Source organism: Pseudoduganella violaceinigra DSM 15887, from assembly GCF_000425385.1.
Lineage (GTDB): Bacteria > Pseudomonadota > Gammaproteobacteria > Burkholderiales > Burkholderiaceae_D > Rugamonas > Rugamonas violaceinigra.
Map to the genome: position 1 here is coordinate 208,736 of NZ_AUDI01000012.1, position 15,883 is coordinate 224,618.

Here is a 15,883-nt window from a genome sequence, read left to right on the forward strand (position 1 = left end):
ATGACGATCGCAGTCAAGAACATCAACAAGCGTTTCGGCGATTTCGTCGCCCTGGACAATGTGTCGCTCGATTTCCCGCAAGGCGAGCTGACCGCGCTGCTGGGGCCATCGGGCTGCGGCAAGACCACGCTGCTGCGCTGCATCGCCGGCCTGGAGCATCCGGATTCGGGCCAGGTGCTGCTGGATGGCGCCGACGCGTCCGACCGCCACGTGCGCGAACGCCAGGTCGGCTTCGTGTTCCAGCACTATGCGCTGTTCAAGCATATGACCGTGTTCGAAAACGTGGCGTTCGGCCTGCGCGTGAAGCCGCGCAAGGAGCGCCCGTCGGAAGAGCAGATCCGCCGCAAGGTCAAGGAGCTGCTGGAACTGGTGCAGCTGGACTGGCTGGCCGACCGTTACCCGCCGCAGCTCTCCGGCGGTCAACGCCAGCGCATCGCCCTGGCGCGTGCCCTGGCGGTTGAACCGCGTGTGCTGCTGCTGGACGAACCGTTCGGCGCGCTGGACGCCAAAGTGCGCAAGGAGCTGCGCCGCTGGCTGCGCCGCCTGCACGACGAGCTGCACGTGACCTCGATCTTCGTCACCCACGACCAGGAAGAGGCATTGGAAGTGGCCGACCGCGTGGTGTTGATGAACAAGGGCCGCGTCGAGCAGCTCGGTTCCCCGCACGAGGTCTACAACCATCCGGCGTCGCCCTTCGTCTACGGCTTCCTTGGCAATGTCAACGTATTCCATGGCCGCGTGCACGAAGGCGTGCTGGCCAGCGACGGCGTGGAGTTCGACGTGGAGGGCCATGGCAGCGGCAAAGGCACAGCCTACATCCGCCCGCATGATCTCGAAGTCGAACGCTATGAACAGGGCGCCGAAGGCATCGTGGTCAAGCTGCGCCGTGCCCATGCCATCGGCCCGCTGGCCCAGCTCGACCTGGAACGCGCCGACAACGCCCAGATGATCGAGGCAACCATTTCCAGCGAACGATATATCGCATTAAACCTGAAAGACGGCGAGACCCTTGTGGTACGTCCCAAGCGCTTGCGCGTCTTTGTCGATGAGGGTGCACACGCATGAATTTCCAACAGCTACGTTCCGTGCGCGAAGCCGCACGCCGCAATTACAACCTGACCGACGTGGCGAATGCGCTGTTCACGTCCCAGCCGGGGGTGAGCCGCCAGATCCGCGAACTGGAAGACGAACTTGGCGTCGTCATTTTTGAGCGCAACGGCAAGCGCCTGACCGGATTGACCGAACCGGGCAAGGGCATCCTGAAGATCGTCGACCGCCTGCTGGTGGAGGCGGAAAACCTGCAGCAGGCCAGCCTGGAATTCACCGGCCAGAAGAGCGGTACGCTGACCATCGCGGCGACGCACACCCAGGCGCGCTATGCGCTGCCGAAGGCGGTCTCGCATTTCCGTAACGAGTTCCCGGATGTGCGCATTGCCCTGCAGCAAAGCGCGCCTGACCATATTGCGGAATGGGTCCTGTCGGGCAAGGCCGATATCGGCATCGCCACCGAAGGCCTGTCGCAGTTCCCCGACCTGGTGTCGTTCCCGTGCTACCGCTGGAGCCACCTGGTCGTCGTGCCGGATGGCCACCCGCTGCTGACACGTTCCCCGATCCGCCTGGAAGACCTGGCGGACTACCCGCTGATCACCTACGACGTCGGCTTCACCGGCCGTGGGCACATCGACGCCGCATTCGACAAGGCCGGCGTGAATCCGGATATTGTGCTGACCGCGATGGATTCGGACGTCATCAAGCAGTATGTGACGCTGGGCCTGGGCGTGGGCGTCGTCGCCTCAATGGCCTTCGACCACGGCCGCGACAAAGGCTTGCGCGCGATCGAAGCTTCCCATCTGTTCGCGGCAAATACAACAAGACTTGCATTACGCAAAGGAGCATACTTGCGTTCATATGCCTATGAATTTATCGCGCAGTTTGCACCGGAATTGAAGCGCGCCGACATCGAGCAGGCCTTGCAGGGAGGCGATGCCCTGTAACCTTGAGGAGGTTGTATGGGGATCGGCAACTGGAAGATTGGCGTCCGCCTGGCCGCCGGATTGGGGCTCGCCTTGGCCTTCATGGTTGGCATTGCCGGAACGGGCATTGCCAACCTGGGGAAACTGAACGAAGGCACCGAGGATATTGCAAAGGATAAGGTGCCGAAGGTGGTCGCCGCCTACGAGACGATCGGCGGCGTCAACGACATCGCCCGCGCCATGCGCAACGCCATGTTGTCCACCGATCCGGAAACCATCAAGAAAGAGTTGAAGCGGGTCGAGGACAAGAAGGTCGAGATCGATGGCAATCTCGACAAGCTTGCCAAATTGATTGCCGATGATGTCGATGGGGACAGCAAGGCCAAGCTCAAGGCCGTGCTGGAAGCGCGCGACCGCTATCTGGTGGTGCAAACAACCTTCCTGCAGAAATCCCGGGACGACAGCCAGCGCGAAGAGAGCGTCAAATACCTGCTCTCGGCCGTGCGCAAGGAGCAGACGGCTTATCTGGCCGCGCTGACTGAGCTGGTGAAGTATCAAGCGGAAGCCGTCAACGCCGCCAACGATGTGGCCGACAAGGCTTACACAAGTTCGCGCAATCTGATGGTCATGCTCACGGCGGCGGCGGCCGCGCTGGCCGCCTGGGTGGCATGGTGGGTGACGCGCAGCATTACCCGGCCGCTGAACCGCGCGGTCGGCGTGGCGGAGGCGGTCGCCGGCGGCGATCTGACGCAGCGCATTGAAGTGACCAGCCGCGATGAAACGGGCCAGCTGCTGCAGGCGCTGGCCAATATGAACGACAGCCTGGCGCGCACCGTCGGCAAGGTGCGTTCGGGGTCGGACACCATCACCACGGCGTCCAGCGAAATCGCCACTGGCAACCTCGATTTATCCTCTCGCACGGAGCAGCAAGCCAGCTCGCTGGAAGAAACCGCATCCTCAATGGAAGAGCTGACGTCGACCGTGCAGCAGAACGCCGAGAATGCGCGCCAGGCGACGCAACTGGTGGTGGCCGCTTCCGATTTCGCCACGCGCGGAGGCGCGGTGGTGGGCCAGGTGGTCAATACCATGGGCGCCATCAAGGAATCCTCGAACAAGATCGTCGACATTATTGGCGTGATCGACGGCATCGCGTTCCAGACCAATATCCTGGCGCTGAATGCCGCCGTCGAAGCCGCGCGCGCCGGCGAGCAGGGCAGGGGCTTTGCCGTCGTCGCTTCCGAAGTGCGCAACCTGGCGCAGCGCTCCGCTGCCGCCGCCAAGGAGATCAAGGAGCTGATCGGGCACTCGGTCGATACCGTGGACGAGGGCGCGCGCCTGGTCGACCAAGCCGGCGAAACAATGGATGGCATCGTCAAGGCGGTGCAGCAAGTGAGCGACATCATGCAGCAGATCAGCGCAGCGAGCCAGGAGCAAAGCAGCGGCATCGCGCAGGTCAACCAGGCCATCGTCTCCATCGACGACGTGACGCAGCAGAATGCCGCGCTGGTGGAAGAAGCCGCAGCCGCCGCGCAATCGATGCGCGAACAGGCGGAAATGCTGTCCGAGGCGGTCAGTGTGTTCCGCCTCGTGGATCAGCAGGCGGACCCGCAGCGGCTGGCAGCGCGCGCGATGGTCAAGGCGGCAACCCGCCCGCCGTCGGCGCCGCCCGCCGGGCGCCGGGCAGCGCCGCGCCTGGTCAAAGCCAGCACCAAAGCGGAAGGGGAGTGGGGCGAGTTCTGAGCCCTGGCGCTCAGAATTCTTCCCAACCGTCGCCGCCGGATGCCTCGGCCGAACGCTTAGGCGCCGGGGCAGCAGGCTCTGCCGCGCTGCGCGTTTGAAGCCGTGCGACATTGCTGCTGCTGCTGCTGCTGCGTGCCGGTGCTGCCAGCTGCTTGCGCGGCGCGGCGCGCGCGACGGCGGGAGCATGCGCCGTTGCCTCCAGGCGGAACACGCTGACAGCCTGCGACAGCGATGCCGCCTGTTCCTGCAGCGCTCCCGCCGCCGCTGCCGCTTCCTCCACCAGCGCAGCGTTCTGCTGCGTGACATTATCCATCTGCACCACCGCTTCATTGATCTGCTCGATGCCGGCGCTTTGCTCCCCGCTGGCAGCCGAGATTTCGCCGATGATGTCCGATACCTGCTGCACGCTGGCGACGACTTCCTGCATGGTGGCGCCGGCCTGGTCAACCAGGCGGCTGCCTTCTTCCACCTGCGCCACGGAGTTGTCGATCAGCTGCTTGATTTCCTTCGCCGCGCCAGCCGCGCGCTGCGCCAGGTTGCGCACCTCGGACGCCACCACGGCGAAGCCGCGTCCCTGTTCGCCTGCGCGTGCCGCTTCCACTGCCGCATTCAGCGCCAGGATGTTGGTCTGGAATGCGATGCCGTCGATGACCGAGATGATCTCCACGATCTTGTAGGCCGATTCGTTGATGGCGCTCATCTTGTCGACCACTTGCGACACCACTGCGCCGCCGCGGCGCGCCACGTCCGACGCGTTCCCCGCCAACTGGTTGGCCTGCTTCGCATTGTCGGCATTCTGGCGCACGGTCGATGTCAGTTCTTCCATCGACGATGCGGTTTCCTCCAGCGAGCTGGCCTGCTCTTCGGTGCGCGAGGAGAGGTCCAGGTTGCCGCTGGCGATTTCCGACGAGGCGGTACTGATCGAGTCGGTAGCTTGGCGCACATTGCCGACAATGCCCACCAGGCTGTTGTTCATCTCGCGCAGCGCCGCCAGAAGTTTGCCTGTTTCGTCCTGCGACTGCACCGCGATTTCCTGCGTCAAGTCGCCAGCCGCGACGCTTTCGGCGATGCGCACCGCACGGTTCAGCGGCTGGGTGATGCTGCGTATCAGCCACCATCCGATGCCGGCCGCCATGGCCAGGCCGCCCAGCATCAGGCCGATCACGACGACGCGGAAGCTGGCATAGCTGGCCTGCGAGCTTTCGAACTCGTTCTTGCCGACATCCATTTGCAGCTGGATCAGCTGGTTCATGATCTCGCGCATGGCCACATAGCGCTCATTCAGGCGTCCATGCAGCAGCGTGTTGATCTTCGGGACATCTCCGGCGCGTGCGGCTTCCAGCACCGGGTTCAGGCCTTCGTCGAGGAATGCCGTGTGCGCCGCGACAAACCGCTCCACCAGGACCTTTTCCTCGTCGGTGAGATAGGTGGCGGCGTATTCCGTCCAGACTTTGATGGTTTTGGCGCGGCCTTCTTCCACCGCCTTGACCATTTCCGGCAGCTTGGCGGGATCGTCGCTGACCGCCTTGGCGACATTCAGCTGGTTGCGGTTGATGGTGCGGATGACGTCCTGCAGCTGGCCCAGCGCCACCAGGCGGTCCTCATAAACGGTTTTCAGCGACGCGTTCGAATTGGCGAGGCTGGCGATGCCCGCCACGCCGATCACGGTCATGGTCATGGACAGCAGCGCCAGGACGGCGATCAGGCGGGTCTTGATTGTCAGGTTGTTCAGCATGTGCGGCTCCGGCCCGCGCACGTGCGCAGGCATCATTTCTGGTTCGGGAGAGTTTCATGCCGCGAGGGTGGGGCGGCGGGGAGGCAGGGCAGGCATGGTCCGGCGAGGCGGACGCCCTGGAACCCCGATGCTAGCAACAAGGTTCCCGCAAAGCAAGTGGGAATTGGTGAGATTGTGGCTTATTGGCCCGGATTGGGAAGGCGCGCATGGATCGCATCCACGGCAGCCATGACGTCCTGCGGCAGCTTCACCTCCAGCGCGTCGATATTCTCTTTCAGTTGCGCCAATGTGGTCGCGCCGACAATGGTCGACGCCACGAACCAGCGCGAATAGCACCAGGCCAGGGCGAGCTGGGTCGGGGTCATGCCGTTGTCGCGCGCCAGCCTGGCGTACTGCGCCACGGCGTCGATCACGCCCGGGCGCAGGTAGCGCGGGCTCCAGCTGGGCGGGAAGATCGTCAGGCGGCCATGCGCCTTCGGGTCATCGTGATACTTGGCCGTCAACTGGCCGAACGCCAGCGGGCTATACGCGAGCAGGCTTACCTGCTCGCGGAAGCAAGTCTCGTCCAGGAAGCTGGTCTCAAAATGGCGCGCGGTCAGGTTGTACAGGTTCTGGATGGTGGCAATGCGCGGCAAGCCTTTCATCTCGGCCTGCTTGACGAATTCGGCGACGCCCCAGCTGCTCTCGTTGGATACGCCGATATGGCGGATCTTGCCTTCCTTGATCAAGTCGCCCAATACCGCCAGCGTTTCCTCGATGGCGATGCTGTGGCGTTCCTTGCCGGGATCGAACTGGCTGGCGCCGAAGATCGGCACGTTGCGGCTCGGCCAGTGCAACTGGTAGAGGTCAATGACATCGGTCTGCAAGCGCTGCAGGCTGGTCTCCACCGCGGCCCGGATATGGGTCGCGTTGTGGTTGCTCTTGCCCTTGCGGATCCACTGCAGATACGGGTTGGGGCCGGCGACCTTGGTCGCCACCACCATGTCGGCGCGGCGGCCGGACTTTTTCAGCCAGCTGCCGATGAAGCGTTCCGTGTCACCCTGGGTCGCAGCGGACGGCATCACTGGATACAGCTCCGCCGTATCGATGAAGTTGATGCCGCGCTCCAGCGCGTAATCGAGCTGGGCGTGCGCATCGGCTTCGCTGTTCTGCTGGCCGAAAGTCATCGTGCCGAGGCAGATTTTGCTGACGTTCAGGCCGCTGCGGCCAAGGGCGGTTTTCTCCATTCTCAGCCCCGCAACGCGTCGGCGCAGTCGCGCACCAGCGCCGGGCCGGCGTAGATCAGGCCGGAATACAGCTGCACCAGCTGGGCCCCGGCGTCGATCTTGGCCCTGGCGTCCTTACCCTGCATGATGCCGCCCACGCCGATGATCGGCAGCGCCCCGCCCAATTCCGCTTTCAGCAGGCGGATCACATTGTTCGACAGTTCGAACACCGGCGCGCCGGACAGGCCGCCCGTTTCCGCGCCGTGCTGCATGCCTTCCACGGCGGTGCGGCTGAGGGTGGTGTTGGTGGCGATCACGCCATCGATCTTATGGCGCATCAATGCGTCGGCGATGTTCTTCACCTGGTCGCTGTCCATGTCCGGCGCGATCTTCAAGGTCATCGGCACGTAGCGCTTATGCTGGTCGGCCAGGCGCAGCTGCGCCGCCTTCAGCTGCGACAGCAGGCCGTCCACTTCGGACGCGCCCTGCAGCTGGCGCAAATTCTTGGTGTTCGGCGAAGAGATGTTGACCGTCACATAGCTGGCATACGGATACACCTTATCCAGGCAGTGCAGATAGTCGTCGACCGCGCGCTCGATCGGGGTGTCGGCGTTCTTGCCGATGTTCAGGCCCAGCACGCCTTCGCGGTTCTGGTAAAAGCGCGAGGACTGCACATTGGCCACGAAGGCGTCGACGCCGCCGTTATTGAAACCCATGCGGTTGATGATGCCTTTGGCCGCCGGGATGCGGAACATGCGCGGCTTGGGATTGCCAGCTTGCGCGCGCGGGGTCACGGTGCCCACCTCGATGGAGCCGAAGCCCAGGTCGGCCAGCGCGTCGATGAAGGCACCGTCCTTGTCCAGGCCCGCGGCCAGCCCGACCGGATTGCGGAAGGTCAGGCCCATCACGGTGCGCGGATCGTCTTTCGGGCGGCGCACCATGGCGCGCGTCAGCCCCAGTGCGGACAGGCGCTTCAGTGCAGGCAGGGTGAAATGGTGGGCCGATTCGGCGTCCATCGAGAACAGGACGGGGCGGGCGAGGGAGTACAGGAATTTTTCGGACATGTGGGCAGCTTTGTGGAATTTTGCAGCATTTTACACTGCGCTGCCCGCGCCTACGACGCCGTGAGCGGCCCCCAGACACCCTTGATACGCGCTTGCAGCGGCTGGAATTTGATCTTGTAGTTCATCTTCGGGCTGTCCTCGATCCAGTAGCCCAGGTAGACGAAATCCAGTGCCAGTTCGTGCGCCTGTTCGATCTGCCACATGACGTTGTAGGTGCCGAAGGAGGCGCCCGGCACGTCCGGATCGAAGAAGGTATAGACCGACGACAGCCCGTCGGACAGCACGTCGATGATGGACACCATGCGCAGCGTGCCGTCCGGTTCGCGGAATTCCACCAGGCGCGTATTCACGCGGCTTTGCAGCAGGAACTGTGCATACTGGTCGCGCGAATCCTGGTCCATGCCGCCGCCGGCGTGGCGCGTGCTCTGGTAGCGCAGGTAAAGATCGTAATGCTCGTCCGAGAAGGCCAGGCTGGCCACGCCCGCCTTCAGATTGCTGTGGCGCTGCCATGCACGGCGCTGGCCGCGCGTCGGCTTGAATTCGCGCGCCGCCACGCGCACGGGAATGCAGGCCTGGCAACCATCGCAATATGGACGATAAGTAAAGATGCCGCTGCGGCGGAAGCCGCTCTTCACCAGCTCCGAATACACATCGGCATTGATCAGGTGCGACGGCGTTGCCACTTGCGAACGGGCCTGTCGTGCATCCAGGTAGCTGCACGGATAAGGCGCCGTTGTATAAAACTGCAACGTCGCGAAGGGGAGGTCGTTAAGCTGCGTCATGAGTCATATCATAACGCGTCCGCGGCTTAAAACGGTGCGATAGGGCACCAATCGCGTATCTGGGGCATCACAATACATTTCTGTAAGTGGGCAATGAAATCCTTGCGCGCGATAGGGCGGGCGCCCAGGGACGCCAGGTGGCCGGTCTCCTGCTGGCAGTCGATCAGCTCGACGCCATGCTGTCGTAAAAAATGCACGAGATAGGCCAGCGCGACCTTGGAACCGTCGGTGACGCGCGCAAACATCGACTCGCCGTAGAACATGGCGCCGATCGAGACGCCGTAGGCGCCGCCCACCAGTTCCCCGTCCAGCCACAATTCCGACGAGTGGGCGTAGCCCTGCTGGTGCAAGCCGGTGTAGCCGGCGATGATGTCTTCCGAAATCCAGGTGCCGGGGCCGTCGCGGCGCGGCGCGGCGCAGGCGCGCATCACCTGTTCAAAGGCGCTGTCGAAACGCACTTCCCAGCGCCCGGTATCGCGGGCGATCTTCTTCAGCGTTTTTTTCAGGCTGTCCGACACCTTGAAGTCGGCCGTGCGCAGGACCATGCGCGGGTCGGTGCTCCACCAAAGGATGGGCTGCCCTTCCGAAAACCAGGGAAAGATGCCGCGCTGGTAGGCGGCCAGCAGCCTGTTCGGCGACAGATCGGCGCCGGCGGCCAGCAGTCCCGGCGCGTCCGTGGTCAGGGCTTCGGAGACATCGGGAAAGGGCGTGTTGACGTCGAGCCAGGGAATCATGTGGCGTCGGGCTGGCGCATCGGCTGCGTAATATCCTGGGTGTGGAAACCGTAGCCGCCGCCCTGGTGCATCCGGGCACGGTCGGCGAAGAAGCATTCCAGCGTCGTGCGGATGGTGGGGAAGGCCAAGTCATCCCAGGGAATTTCCGCTTCCCTGAACATCTGCACGTCCAGGCTCTCTTCGCCGGGCGCAAACGCGAGGTCGCGCAGGGTGGCCAGGTAGAACATATGCACCTGGTGCACGTGCGGCACGTTGAGCAGGGTATACAGTTTGCCCAGTTCGATGTGGGCGCCGGCTTCCTCTTCCGTCTCGCGCTGGGCCGCCTCGGACGTGGTTTCATTGTTTTCCATGAAACCCGCCGGCAGGGTCCAGAAGCCGCGGCGCGGCTCGATGGCACGCTGGCACAGCAAAACCTGCAACTCGCCATTGCGCTCCCAGACCGGGATCGTACCGATCACCATCTTGGGATTCTGATAATGGATTGCCGAGCAGTTGACGCAAACATAACGCGGCCGGTTATCGCCGGCCGGCACCAACAACTCAACAGGGTGGGCGCATTCTGAGCAAAATTTCATGGGATTAATGTAGCTGATTGCGAAGGACGGGGCAAATCCGCGGACGTGCGCTGCCTGCTGCGGACCTCTACTTTACACCGAACGCCTTTGGTCCGGGATCGAGTGAAATATATTCGAGCTATCGCAAAAAGAGCTGGGATAAATATTGCCTAAAGTGGCGCGCTGCCCTATAATACGTGCATCAGACGCGGGGTGGAGCAGTCTGGCAGCTCGTCGGGCTCATAACCCGAAGGTCACAGGTTCAAATCCTGTCCCCGCAACCAGAATTCAGAAGAAACCGTCATCAGCAGCTTGCGATGACGGTTTTTTTTCGTCTTGTCAGGCCGGTACGTGTGCCTGGCGCAGGAATTCCAGCAAATCGTCGCTCATCAGGCGGCCCGCGTTCAGTTCCGGCTCTTTTTCAAGGGCCGTGCGGAAACGCAGGCGCGCGTCCGGCGCGCTGCCCACCATATCGGTAAACAGCTCGAACCAGCGCTGCGCCAGCTCACGCGCCTGCGGTGCGGCAGGGGAGGAATCGGCGGCCATTTGCCGGCGGATGGCCATGATCAGGTCCGGCCATTCACGTGCGCGGCACTGGATATGCTTGCGCATGGTCTCCACTTCCGCCGGCAGCATGTATTTGGCATACAGTGCCAGCTTCCTTTCGCCGCTCGCGGCGGCGATATAGTTGCGCATTTCATGCGTCACGCCCGCCGTCTTGCGGTATGCCTCTTCGCGGGCCCACATATTATCCAGGCGCACCATCATTTCGGGATTGTCGCCGGCATGGCGGCTGAAGGTTGCCATCCACCGCTCCGCCAGTGCCTGCACCGATGCATCGGCTGGCGGAACGTTGGCGGACATCTTTTCGGTGACGGCGGCGATCAACTGCGCCCACTCCTCGCGCGCCGCCGGATCGGTGTAAATCGGCAGCTGGGCCAGTTCTTCCTTGGTAAAGTATTTGTCGTACACGGTCATTTGCTCCAGTGTGGTTAGCCAGGTGGCCAATTCCGGTTCTTCACCGGCCAGCAACTGCCCGCGCAGGAGCACCAGCTGCGCGCGCAGTTTGGCGGCTTCGGCGATCTGCTGATCGAGCGAGTCGATCTGGCGGGCAATCAGCTCGGGTAGGGAATTACCGGGTTTGGCCAGGAAATGACCGATATCGGCCAGCGCCATGCCGAAGCGGCGCAGGGCCTGCACCTGGTGCAGGCGTGCCACGTCGTCGCGGTTGTACTGGCGATAGCCGGCATCGGAACGTCCCGAAGGCTTGAGCAGGCCGATGCTGTCGTAATGGTGCAGCGTCCGCACGGTCAGGCCGGAGCGGCGCGCCAGTTCCCCCACTTTCAACATCATGTTCAACTCCTTGTCCTCGTTACATTAGCCACATGCTGGAGCCTGACGTTAGGTGAGGGTCAAGCACTGTTCGCAGAAATCGTCATGGTAAGCGATCCGTCCCTTATGCATGCGTACTATGCAACGTTTTCGCCTCCTTGCCGCCGCCGCGCTGCTTGCCATTCTGCCGCATGGATAGCGGCCGGTACGGCAGATGAAGTGGTGCCGATGGCCTTCCGTATGGGGCGCGAACGGCATCAATGGCGTGGGATGCGTCTGGGCCCGGAAAACCAAATACGACTTCTGACGCTACTGCGCGCTGGCCAGGCTGGCCCACAGGTGGGCCGCCGCCATCGTGCGGTGCGGCGCGTAGCGCAGCAGGAAGGCCTCGGTGCGCGCCATATCCGGCTTGCTCTCCTCGCCCAGCAGGCGTTGCAGCGCGGCGCGGATGGCCACATCGCCATGCAGGGAGCAATCGGCGTAGCCATAGCCGCGCAGCAGGGCGTAGTTGACGGTCCAGGGGCCGATGCCTTTGACCGCCAGCAGCTTCCTGCAAATCTCGGGAATTGGATTATCCTCGCGTTCCTCGATATCGAGTTCACCGGTGGCGACCAACTGGGCGAAGCGGATCAAGGTCTCCGCCTTGGCGCGCGAAAACTTGCGTGTGGTGAGATCTTCGGCACTCAGGCGGGCCACATCGGACGCTTCGGGATAGCACCACAACCCCTCCCTGTGCTGGCGCCCGGCTTGCAGGATGAAGGTGCGGCGTAGGGCAATGGCGAACGACAGGTTGATCTGCTGGCCGATGATGGCCCAGGTCAATGCCTCGAACGCCGTGGCCGATTGCACGATCCGCAGGCCCGGCTGGCGCGCTACCAAGGGGCCGAAGAGGGCGTCTTCACGCGTGAATGCGACGAAGGGAGCGGGATCGATGTGCAGGCCCAGGATGTTGCGGGCGGCCGCCTCGAGCTTTCCGGCCAGCGCCGGCGGCAGCTTGCGTGCGCGGGGCAGTTCGATGTCGGCCTCGCAGGCTACGGTCCGCGTGCGCCCGCGTGGCAGCGCTGCGCTCAGCACCACCGGCACGCCGTCCAGCAGCATGCCCTTGCGGATCATTTCGGGGCTGACCTGCTCCGCGACGCTCTCGGCATCGCGGCCATGGAAGGCCAGCACATCCTGCACGCGGTAGCCGGCGGGCAAGGCCAGCGAAAAGGCGTGCTTCATGCCGCTTCGGTTTTTCGCATCCATGGCAGACGGACTTTATAGCCCGTGACCAGCATGGTGCCGGTGATCACGATGGCCGCCCCGGCAATGGTGTACCAACCCACGACTTCATGCAGGAACAAGGCTCCCCACAGGATGCCGAACAAGGGGTTCAGGAAGGTGACCGTCAAAGCCGATGTCGGGCCCACATCGCGCACCAGCCCGAAATACAGCAGGTAAGCGATACCGCTGCACAGCACGCCGAGCGCCAGCGCGGCCGCCATGATGCCGGCGGTCGGCTCGCCCGGCTGCGGGAAGATCGCCAGCGAAGGAATGGTCAGCACCGCCGCCGCCCACATGCTGCCATGCGCATTGGCGAAGGGCTCCACGCCCTGCGCCGACTTGGCAACCTTGGTATACGTTGTCGCGATGCTGTAGCTGAAGGCCGCCAGGGTGGCCGCAGCAATCGCCAACGGCGCGCCATCCTTGCTGCTGACATGGTCGAAGCCGACCAGCATGGCGACGCCCGCCGTCCCCAGGGCTAGCCCGAGCATCACACGCCCGGACACCATATGCCGGTGCCACACGGCGCCGACGATGGCGCCCCAGATCGGCGCGGTCGCGTTCAGCACCGACAGCACGGAAGCGGTCAGCGTCTTGGCTGCAAAAGCGAACAAGAGGAAGGGCAGGGCAGAATTGAACAAGCCGAGGATGAGGTAATGCTTCCAATGCGTGAGCAGGTCAAGCCGCTTGCGCAGCGCCAAGGCCACCACGGCCAGGAAGATGGCGGCGAAAGTCACGCGGTACTCGATCAGCACCCCTGGCCCCAGCACGGGCGCCGCAATCCGCATGAACAGGAACGAGCCGCCCCAGATCGCGGCCAGCAAAATCAGCTTGAGAAGGTTTGAAGTATTCATATGGTTCAGTTCAGTTCGTGGCAACCTTGGGGTCAGGCTCTTGGGTTGCCATGCTTGGCAACCCAAGAGCCTGACCCCAAGGTTGCCACGGGCTCGTCCGTCGGGACAAGCCGCTTCTTGCTATTGAATTCATGAGGGGCAGGCCGGACCGGGTTCTGTCGCAAGCGCTGCGGCGTGGTTGATCTGCAATACGTCGGGGACGCCGTTTTTGATCGCCGTCATTTCGGCCAGGATCGAGATGGCGATCTCCGGCGGCGTCTTGCTGCCGATATACAGGCCGATCGGGCCGTGCAGGCGGGCGATCTGTTCTGGCGTCAGGTCGAACTGTTGCAGGCGCTCGCGCCGTTTGTTGTTGTTGGCGCGCGAGCCGATGGCGCCGATGTAGAAGGCAGCCGATTTGAGCGCTTCCATCAGGGCCATGTCGTCCAGCTTGGGATCGTGGGTCAGCGCCACGACCGCGCTGCGCGAATCGAGCTTCATTGCCAGCACCACGTCGTCCGGCATGGCGTGCACCAGCGGCACATCGGGTAGCGACCAGCCGGCGCGGTATTCTTCGCGCGGGTCGCAGACGGTGACGTGGTAGTCCATCGCCGTGGCGATCTGCGCCAGCATGCGCGATAGCTGGCCGGCGCCGATGATCAGCAGCCGCCAGCGCGGGCCGTGCTGCGTGACCAGCTGGTCCCCGCGGCGTTCGAGTACGGCGCCGGGACGCGCGCGTTCGAGGGCGACGGCGCCGCTGCCCAGGTCCAGCGTGCGCGCCACCAGTTCGTGCGCGGCCAGCCGTTCCAGCAGTTCGTCGATGCGGCTGTGCGGGCCGAGCGGTTCGAGCGCCAGTTCGATGGTGCCGCCGCAGGGCAGTCCGAAACGGTGCGCTTCGTCGGCGGTGATGCCGTAGCTGACGATTTCCGGTTGCCGGCGCACGATGCCTTCCCTGCGCACGCGCTCAATCAGGTCGTCCTCGATACAACCGCCGGAGACCGATCCGACCACGCGCCCGTCTTCGCAGATGGCCAGGGTGGCGCCGATCGGGCGCGGGCTGGAGCCCCAGGTACGGATCACCGTGACCAATTGGCAGCGCAGGTCCGCCGCCAGCCATGCCGCGCAAGTCTTGAGTACTTCGAGGTCGATGCTGTCCATGCACCGCACTATAGCAAGGGTCAGGGTTTTTTGCAGACGGCCTTCAAGGCCTTTTCCGCCAGGCTGTCCGGGGCAATGGTTTCCGGGTCGTAGGCCTCGAATTTGAAGGTGCCAAGCGGTTCGCCTTTGCCCAGTACTTCGGCGTGGTAGGTCTGGCTGAGCAGGGTGCGGGTGCCGGCAGCGCAGCCGTACAGGTGCAGGGAGCGCACGGACAGGAACATCTTGCCGTCGGGGGCGGTCTGCGGCTTGCGGTAGCTTTCCATGGTCCAGGCGCGCAGGCCGTCGGCGTTGCTGCGCACGGATTTGCGGTCCAGCAGCAAGGTGCTGTCCTTGTCGCTGGCGACGGTGGTCCAGGGCCCCGCCAGCGCCACCGAAGGCGCCAGGGCGAGGAGCAGGACCGCGGGTTTCATGGCAGAAGGGGGCGCTTGGCGGCCTGCTTGGCCTTGATTTCGGAGACGCTGCGGTCCATGGCTGCCAGGCGGGCCGTCACGTTCGGGTGGATCGCGGTATAGCCGTTCAGCACCGTGGCCGGATACTGGCCCGACAGCCGCTGCCAGAAGCTGCGCGCATTGCCGATGTTGTAGCCGGCGCGCGCCAGCATGTACAGCGCCAGGTTGTCGGCCGCCACATCGTAGTCCGGTGGCATGGGCCGCACGCCGGCGCTGCCGACCAGCATGGTCAGGTCGGGCCGCACCGAGGTCAGGTTGTCGATGAGGCTGGACACGGTGGCGGTGCTCTTCATCTGGTTGGTGTGCCCCAGGATGTTGTGCGCCAGTTCCTTCGCCATCACGTAGGCGATCGCCTCGTCGTTCTGGGCGAAGTTGATCATGCCGCGCGTCAGCAGCACGCGGCTGCCGTCGTTGTAGGCGTTCACATTGTCCGAGTTGCCCAGATCGACGCGGAAGGCGCAGGCGCGCGTCACGGGGACGTTGAGCGTCTGGCTGTTGCCGTTGCGGCCGATGGTCATGCTCAGCGTGGCGCTGCTGGCGGTCAGGGGACCGAAGACGGCGGCGGCCTTGCTTTCGGCGTCGCGGCCGCGCGGCAGGGGCTTGCCGCCGGCTGCCAGCAGGTCGTCGCCCTTGCGCAGCCCGGCGCGCGCGGCGCCGCTGCCGGCCAGCACGCCGGAAATCTGCAGCACGTCGTCGTAACCGAGCACGGCGGTCGAGGCGTCGGCATATTCGCCCGGGTAGGAATATTTGTTCTTGGCGGTGAAGCCGAGCAGGTTGCGCGCCTGTGTCTTGCACAGGTCGGCGTTATTGATCAGCAGCGGGGCGGCGATGCGGTACAGACGCTCCTGCAAGCCGGCGATCACTTTCAGCTGGTCGCGCGCGGCCTGCATCTGCGGCGTTACCACCGGCGCCGGCGGTTCCGCGGGCGGCAGCGGCTGCGCCGGGACCGGCGGCTCGCCGCCGGGTTGGAGGGTGGAACAGGCAGAGAGCAGCAGCGCGGCGGCGATTGCCGGCCAGGCCAGCGGGTAAGGTGATTTGACGGGTTGCCCTACTGCCATAAG

The 15,883-nt window shown here is 64.1% G+C and carries 15 protein-coding genes and 1 tRNA gene; 4 read left to right on the forward strand and 12 right to left on the reverse strand.

Annotated elements, in window-relative coordinates:
- Genes H597_RS0108985 through H597_RS0108995 form a run of 3 tightly spaced genes read left to right on the forward strand, consistent with a single transcriptional unit; the run spans position 1 to position 3,713 of the window.
- Complete coding sequence (locus H597_RS0108985; protein WP_028101845.1) at positions 1-1,065, forward strand: sulfate/molybdate ABC transporter ATP-binding protein; 1,065 nt, start codon at positions 1-3, stop codon at positions 1,063-1,065.
- Positions 1,062-1,994, forward strand: coding sequence for a CysB family HTH-type transcriptional regulator (locus H597_RS0108990; RefSeq protein ID WP_028101846.1), 933 nt, complete (start codon positions 1,062-1,064; stop codon positions 1,992-1,994). The genes H597_RS0108985 and H597_RS0108990 overlap by 4 nt, the downstream gene beginning before the upstream one ends.
- A gap of 15 nt (positions 1,995-2,009) precedes the next feature.
- The gene (locus H597_RS0108995; RefSeq protein ID WP_028101847.1) at positions 2,010-3,713 is read left to right on the forward strand and encodes a methyl-accepting chemotaxis protein; all 1,704 of its coding nucleotides are present in this window, start codon (positions 2,010-2,012) and stop codon (positions 3,711-3,713) included.
- Between the two features lie 10 nt (positions 3,714-3,723).
- Here H597_RS0108995 and H597_RS0109000 read toward each other — a convergent pair whose 3' ends face one another.
- The 6 genes from H597_RS0109000 to H597_RS0109025 all read right to left on the reverse strand — a co-directional run bounded on the left by H597_RS0109000 (position 3,724) and on the right by H597_RS0109025 (position 9,808).
- Positions 3,724-5,448, reverse strand: coding sequence for a methyl-accepting chemotaxis protein (locus tag H597_RS0109000; RefSeq protein ID WP_028101848.1), 1,725 nt, complete (start codon positions 5,446-5,448; stop codon positions 3,724-3,726).
- A gap of 179 nt (positions 5,449-5,627) precedes the next feature.
- Positions 5,628-6,674, reverse strand: a complete 1,047-nt coding sequence (locus H597_RS0109005) for an aldo/keto reductase (protein ID WP_028101849.1) — start codon at positions 6,672-6,674, stop codon at positions 5,628-5,630.
- 2 nt (positions 6,675-6,676) lie between these two features.
- Positions 6,677-7,717, reverse strand: a complete 1,041-nt coding sequence (locus tag H597_RS0109010) for a quinone-dependent dihydroorotate dehydrogenase (RefSeq protein WP_028101850.1) — start codon at positions 7,715-7,717, stop codon at positions 6,677-6,679.
- Between the two features lie 50 nt (positions 7,718-7,767).
- Entirely contained in the window at positions 7,768-8,499 is a 732-nt protein-coding gene (locus tag H597_RS0109015; protein WP_028101851.1) for an arginyltransferase, read from the reverse strand.
- A gap of 26 nt (positions 8,500-8,525) precedes the next feature.
- Positions 8,526-9,233 carry a leucyl/phenylalanyl-tRNA--protein transferase gene (gene aat / locus H597_RS0109020; RefSeq protein WP_028101852.1) on the reverse strand — a complete coding sequence of 236 codons (708 nt, stop codon included), beginning with the start codon at positions 9,231-9,233 and terminating at the stop codon, positions 8,526-8,528.
- Positions 9,230-9,808: an NUDIX hydrolase gene (locus H597_RS0109025; RefSeq protein WP_028101853.1), complete on the reverse strand. Its 579-nt coding sequence runs from the start codon at positions 9,806-9,808 to the stop codon at positions 9,230-9,232. Before H597_RS0109025 ends, aat begins: the two co-directional genes overlap by 4 nt.
- A 186-nt stretch (positions 9,809-9,994) precedes the next feature.
- Between H597_RS0109025 and H597_RS0109030 the strand changes: the two genes are divergently transcribed.
- Positions 9,995-10,071: transfer RNA gene (locus H597_RS0109030), tRNA-Met, on the forward strand.
- Between the two features lie 55 nt (positions 10,072-10,126).
- On the opposite strand, the gene H597_RS0109035 is transcribed toward H597_RS0109030, so the two are convergent.
- From H597_RS0109035 to H597_RS0109060, 6 genes are all read right to left on the reverse strand, one after another.
- On the reverse strand, positions 10,127-11,140 hold the full coding sequence (locus tag H597_RS0109035; RefSeq protein ID WP_028101854.1) for a MerR family transcriptional regulator: 1,014 nt from the start codon (positions 11,138-11,140) through the stop codon (positions 10,127-10,129).
- Between the two features lie 288 nt (positions 11,141-11,428).
- Positions 11,429-12,340 (reverse strand): DNA-3-methyladenine glycosylase family protein, encoded by a 912-nt coding sequence (locus H597_RS0109040; protein ID WP_028101855.1) that lies wholly within the window; start codon positions 12,338-12,340, stop codon positions 11,429-11,431.
- Positions 12,337-13,236 carry a DMT family transporter gene (locus tag H597_RS0109045; RefSeq protein ID WP_028101856.1) on the reverse strand — a complete coding sequence of 300 codons (900 nt, stop codon included), beginning with the start codon at positions 13,234-13,236 and terminating at the stop codon, positions 12,337-12,339. The genes H597_RS0109040 and H597_RS0109045 overlap by 4 nt, the downstream gene beginning before the upstream one ends.
- A gap of 129 nt (positions 13,237-13,365) precedes the next feature.
- Complete coding sequence (locus tag H597_RS0109050) at positions 13,366-14,373, reverse strand: XdhC family protein (protein WP_028101857.1); 1,008 nt, start codon at positions 14,371-14,373, stop codon at positions 13,366-13,368.
- Between the two features lie 20 nt (positions 14,374-14,393).
- Positions 14,394-14,783, reverse strand: a complete 390-nt coding sequence (locus tag H597_RS30295) for a surface-adhesin E family protein (protein WP_051293641.1) — start codon at positions 14,781-14,783, stop codon at positions 14,394-14,396.
- A complete protein-coding gene (locus H597_RS0109060; RefSeq protein WP_051293642.1) occupies positions 14,780-15,880 on the reverse strand; it encodes a M48 family metallopeptidase in 1,101 nt (366 codons plus the stop codon). The genes H597_RS30295 and H597_RS0109060 overlap by 4 nt, the downstream gene beginning before the upstream one ends.
- Positions 15,881-15,883: the final 3 nt, after the last annotated feature.

Coding starts and splice junctions, on each gene's coding strand:
- H597_RS0109045 (WP_028101856.1), bottom strand. CDS start 13,236: ATGAATACTTCAAACCTTCTCAAGCTGATTTTGCTGGCCGCGATCTGG.
- H597_RS30295 (WP_051293641.1), bottom strand. CDS start 14,783: ATGAAACCCGCGGTCCTGCTCCTCGCCCTGGCGCCTTCGGTGGCGCTG.
- H597_RS0109050 (WP_028101857.1), bottom strand. CDS start 14,373: ATGGACAGCATCGACCTCGAAGTACTCAAGACTTGCGCGGCATGGCTG.
- H597_RS0109025 (WP_028101853.1), bottom strand. CDS start 9,808: ATGAAATTTTGCTCAGAATGCGCCCACCCTGTTGAGTTGTTGGTGCCG.
- H597_RS0109010 (WP_028101850.1), bottom strand. CDS start 7,717: ATGTCCGAAAAATTCCTGTACTCCCTCGCCCGCCCCGTCCTGTTCTCG.
- H597_RS0108985 (WP_028101845.1), top strand. CDS start 1: ATGACGATCGCAGTCAAGAACATCAACAAGCGTTTCGGCGATTTCGTC.
- aat (WP_028101852.1), bottom strand. CDS start 9,233: ATGATTCCCTGGCTCGACGTCAACACGCCCTTTCCCGATGTCTCCGAA.
- H597_RS0108990 (WP_028101846.1), top strand. CDS start 1,062: ATGAATTTCCAACAGCTACGTTCCGTGCGCGAAGCCGCACGCCGCAAT.
- H597_RS0109015 (WP_028101851.1), bottom strand. CDS start 8,499: ATGACGCAGCTTAACGACCTCCCCTTCGCGACGTTGCAGTTTTATACA.
- H597_RS0108995 (WP_028101847.1), top strand. CDS start 2,010: ATGGGGATCGGCAACTGGAAGATTGGCGTCCGCCTGGCCGCCGGATTG.
- H597_RS0109000 (WP_028101848.1), bottom strand. CDS start 5,448: ATGCTGAACAACCTGACAATCAAGACCCGCCTGATCGCCGTCCTGGCG.
- H597_RS0109035 (WP_028101854.1), bottom strand. CDS start 11,140: ATGATGTTGAAAGTGGGGGAACTGGCGCGCCGCTCCGGCCTGACCGTG.
- H597_RS0109005 (WP_028101849.1), bottom strand. CDS start 6,674: ATGGAGAAAACCGCCCTTGGCCGCAGCGGCCTGAACGTCAGCAAAATC.
- H597_RS0109040 (WP_028101855.1), bottom strand. CDS start 12,340: ATGAAGCACGCCTTTTCGCTGGCCTTGCCCGCCGGCTACCGCGTGCAG.
- H597_RS0109060 (WP_051293642.1), bottom strand. CDS start 15,880: ATGGCAGTAGGGCAACCCGTCAAATCACCTTACCCGCTGGCCTGGCCG.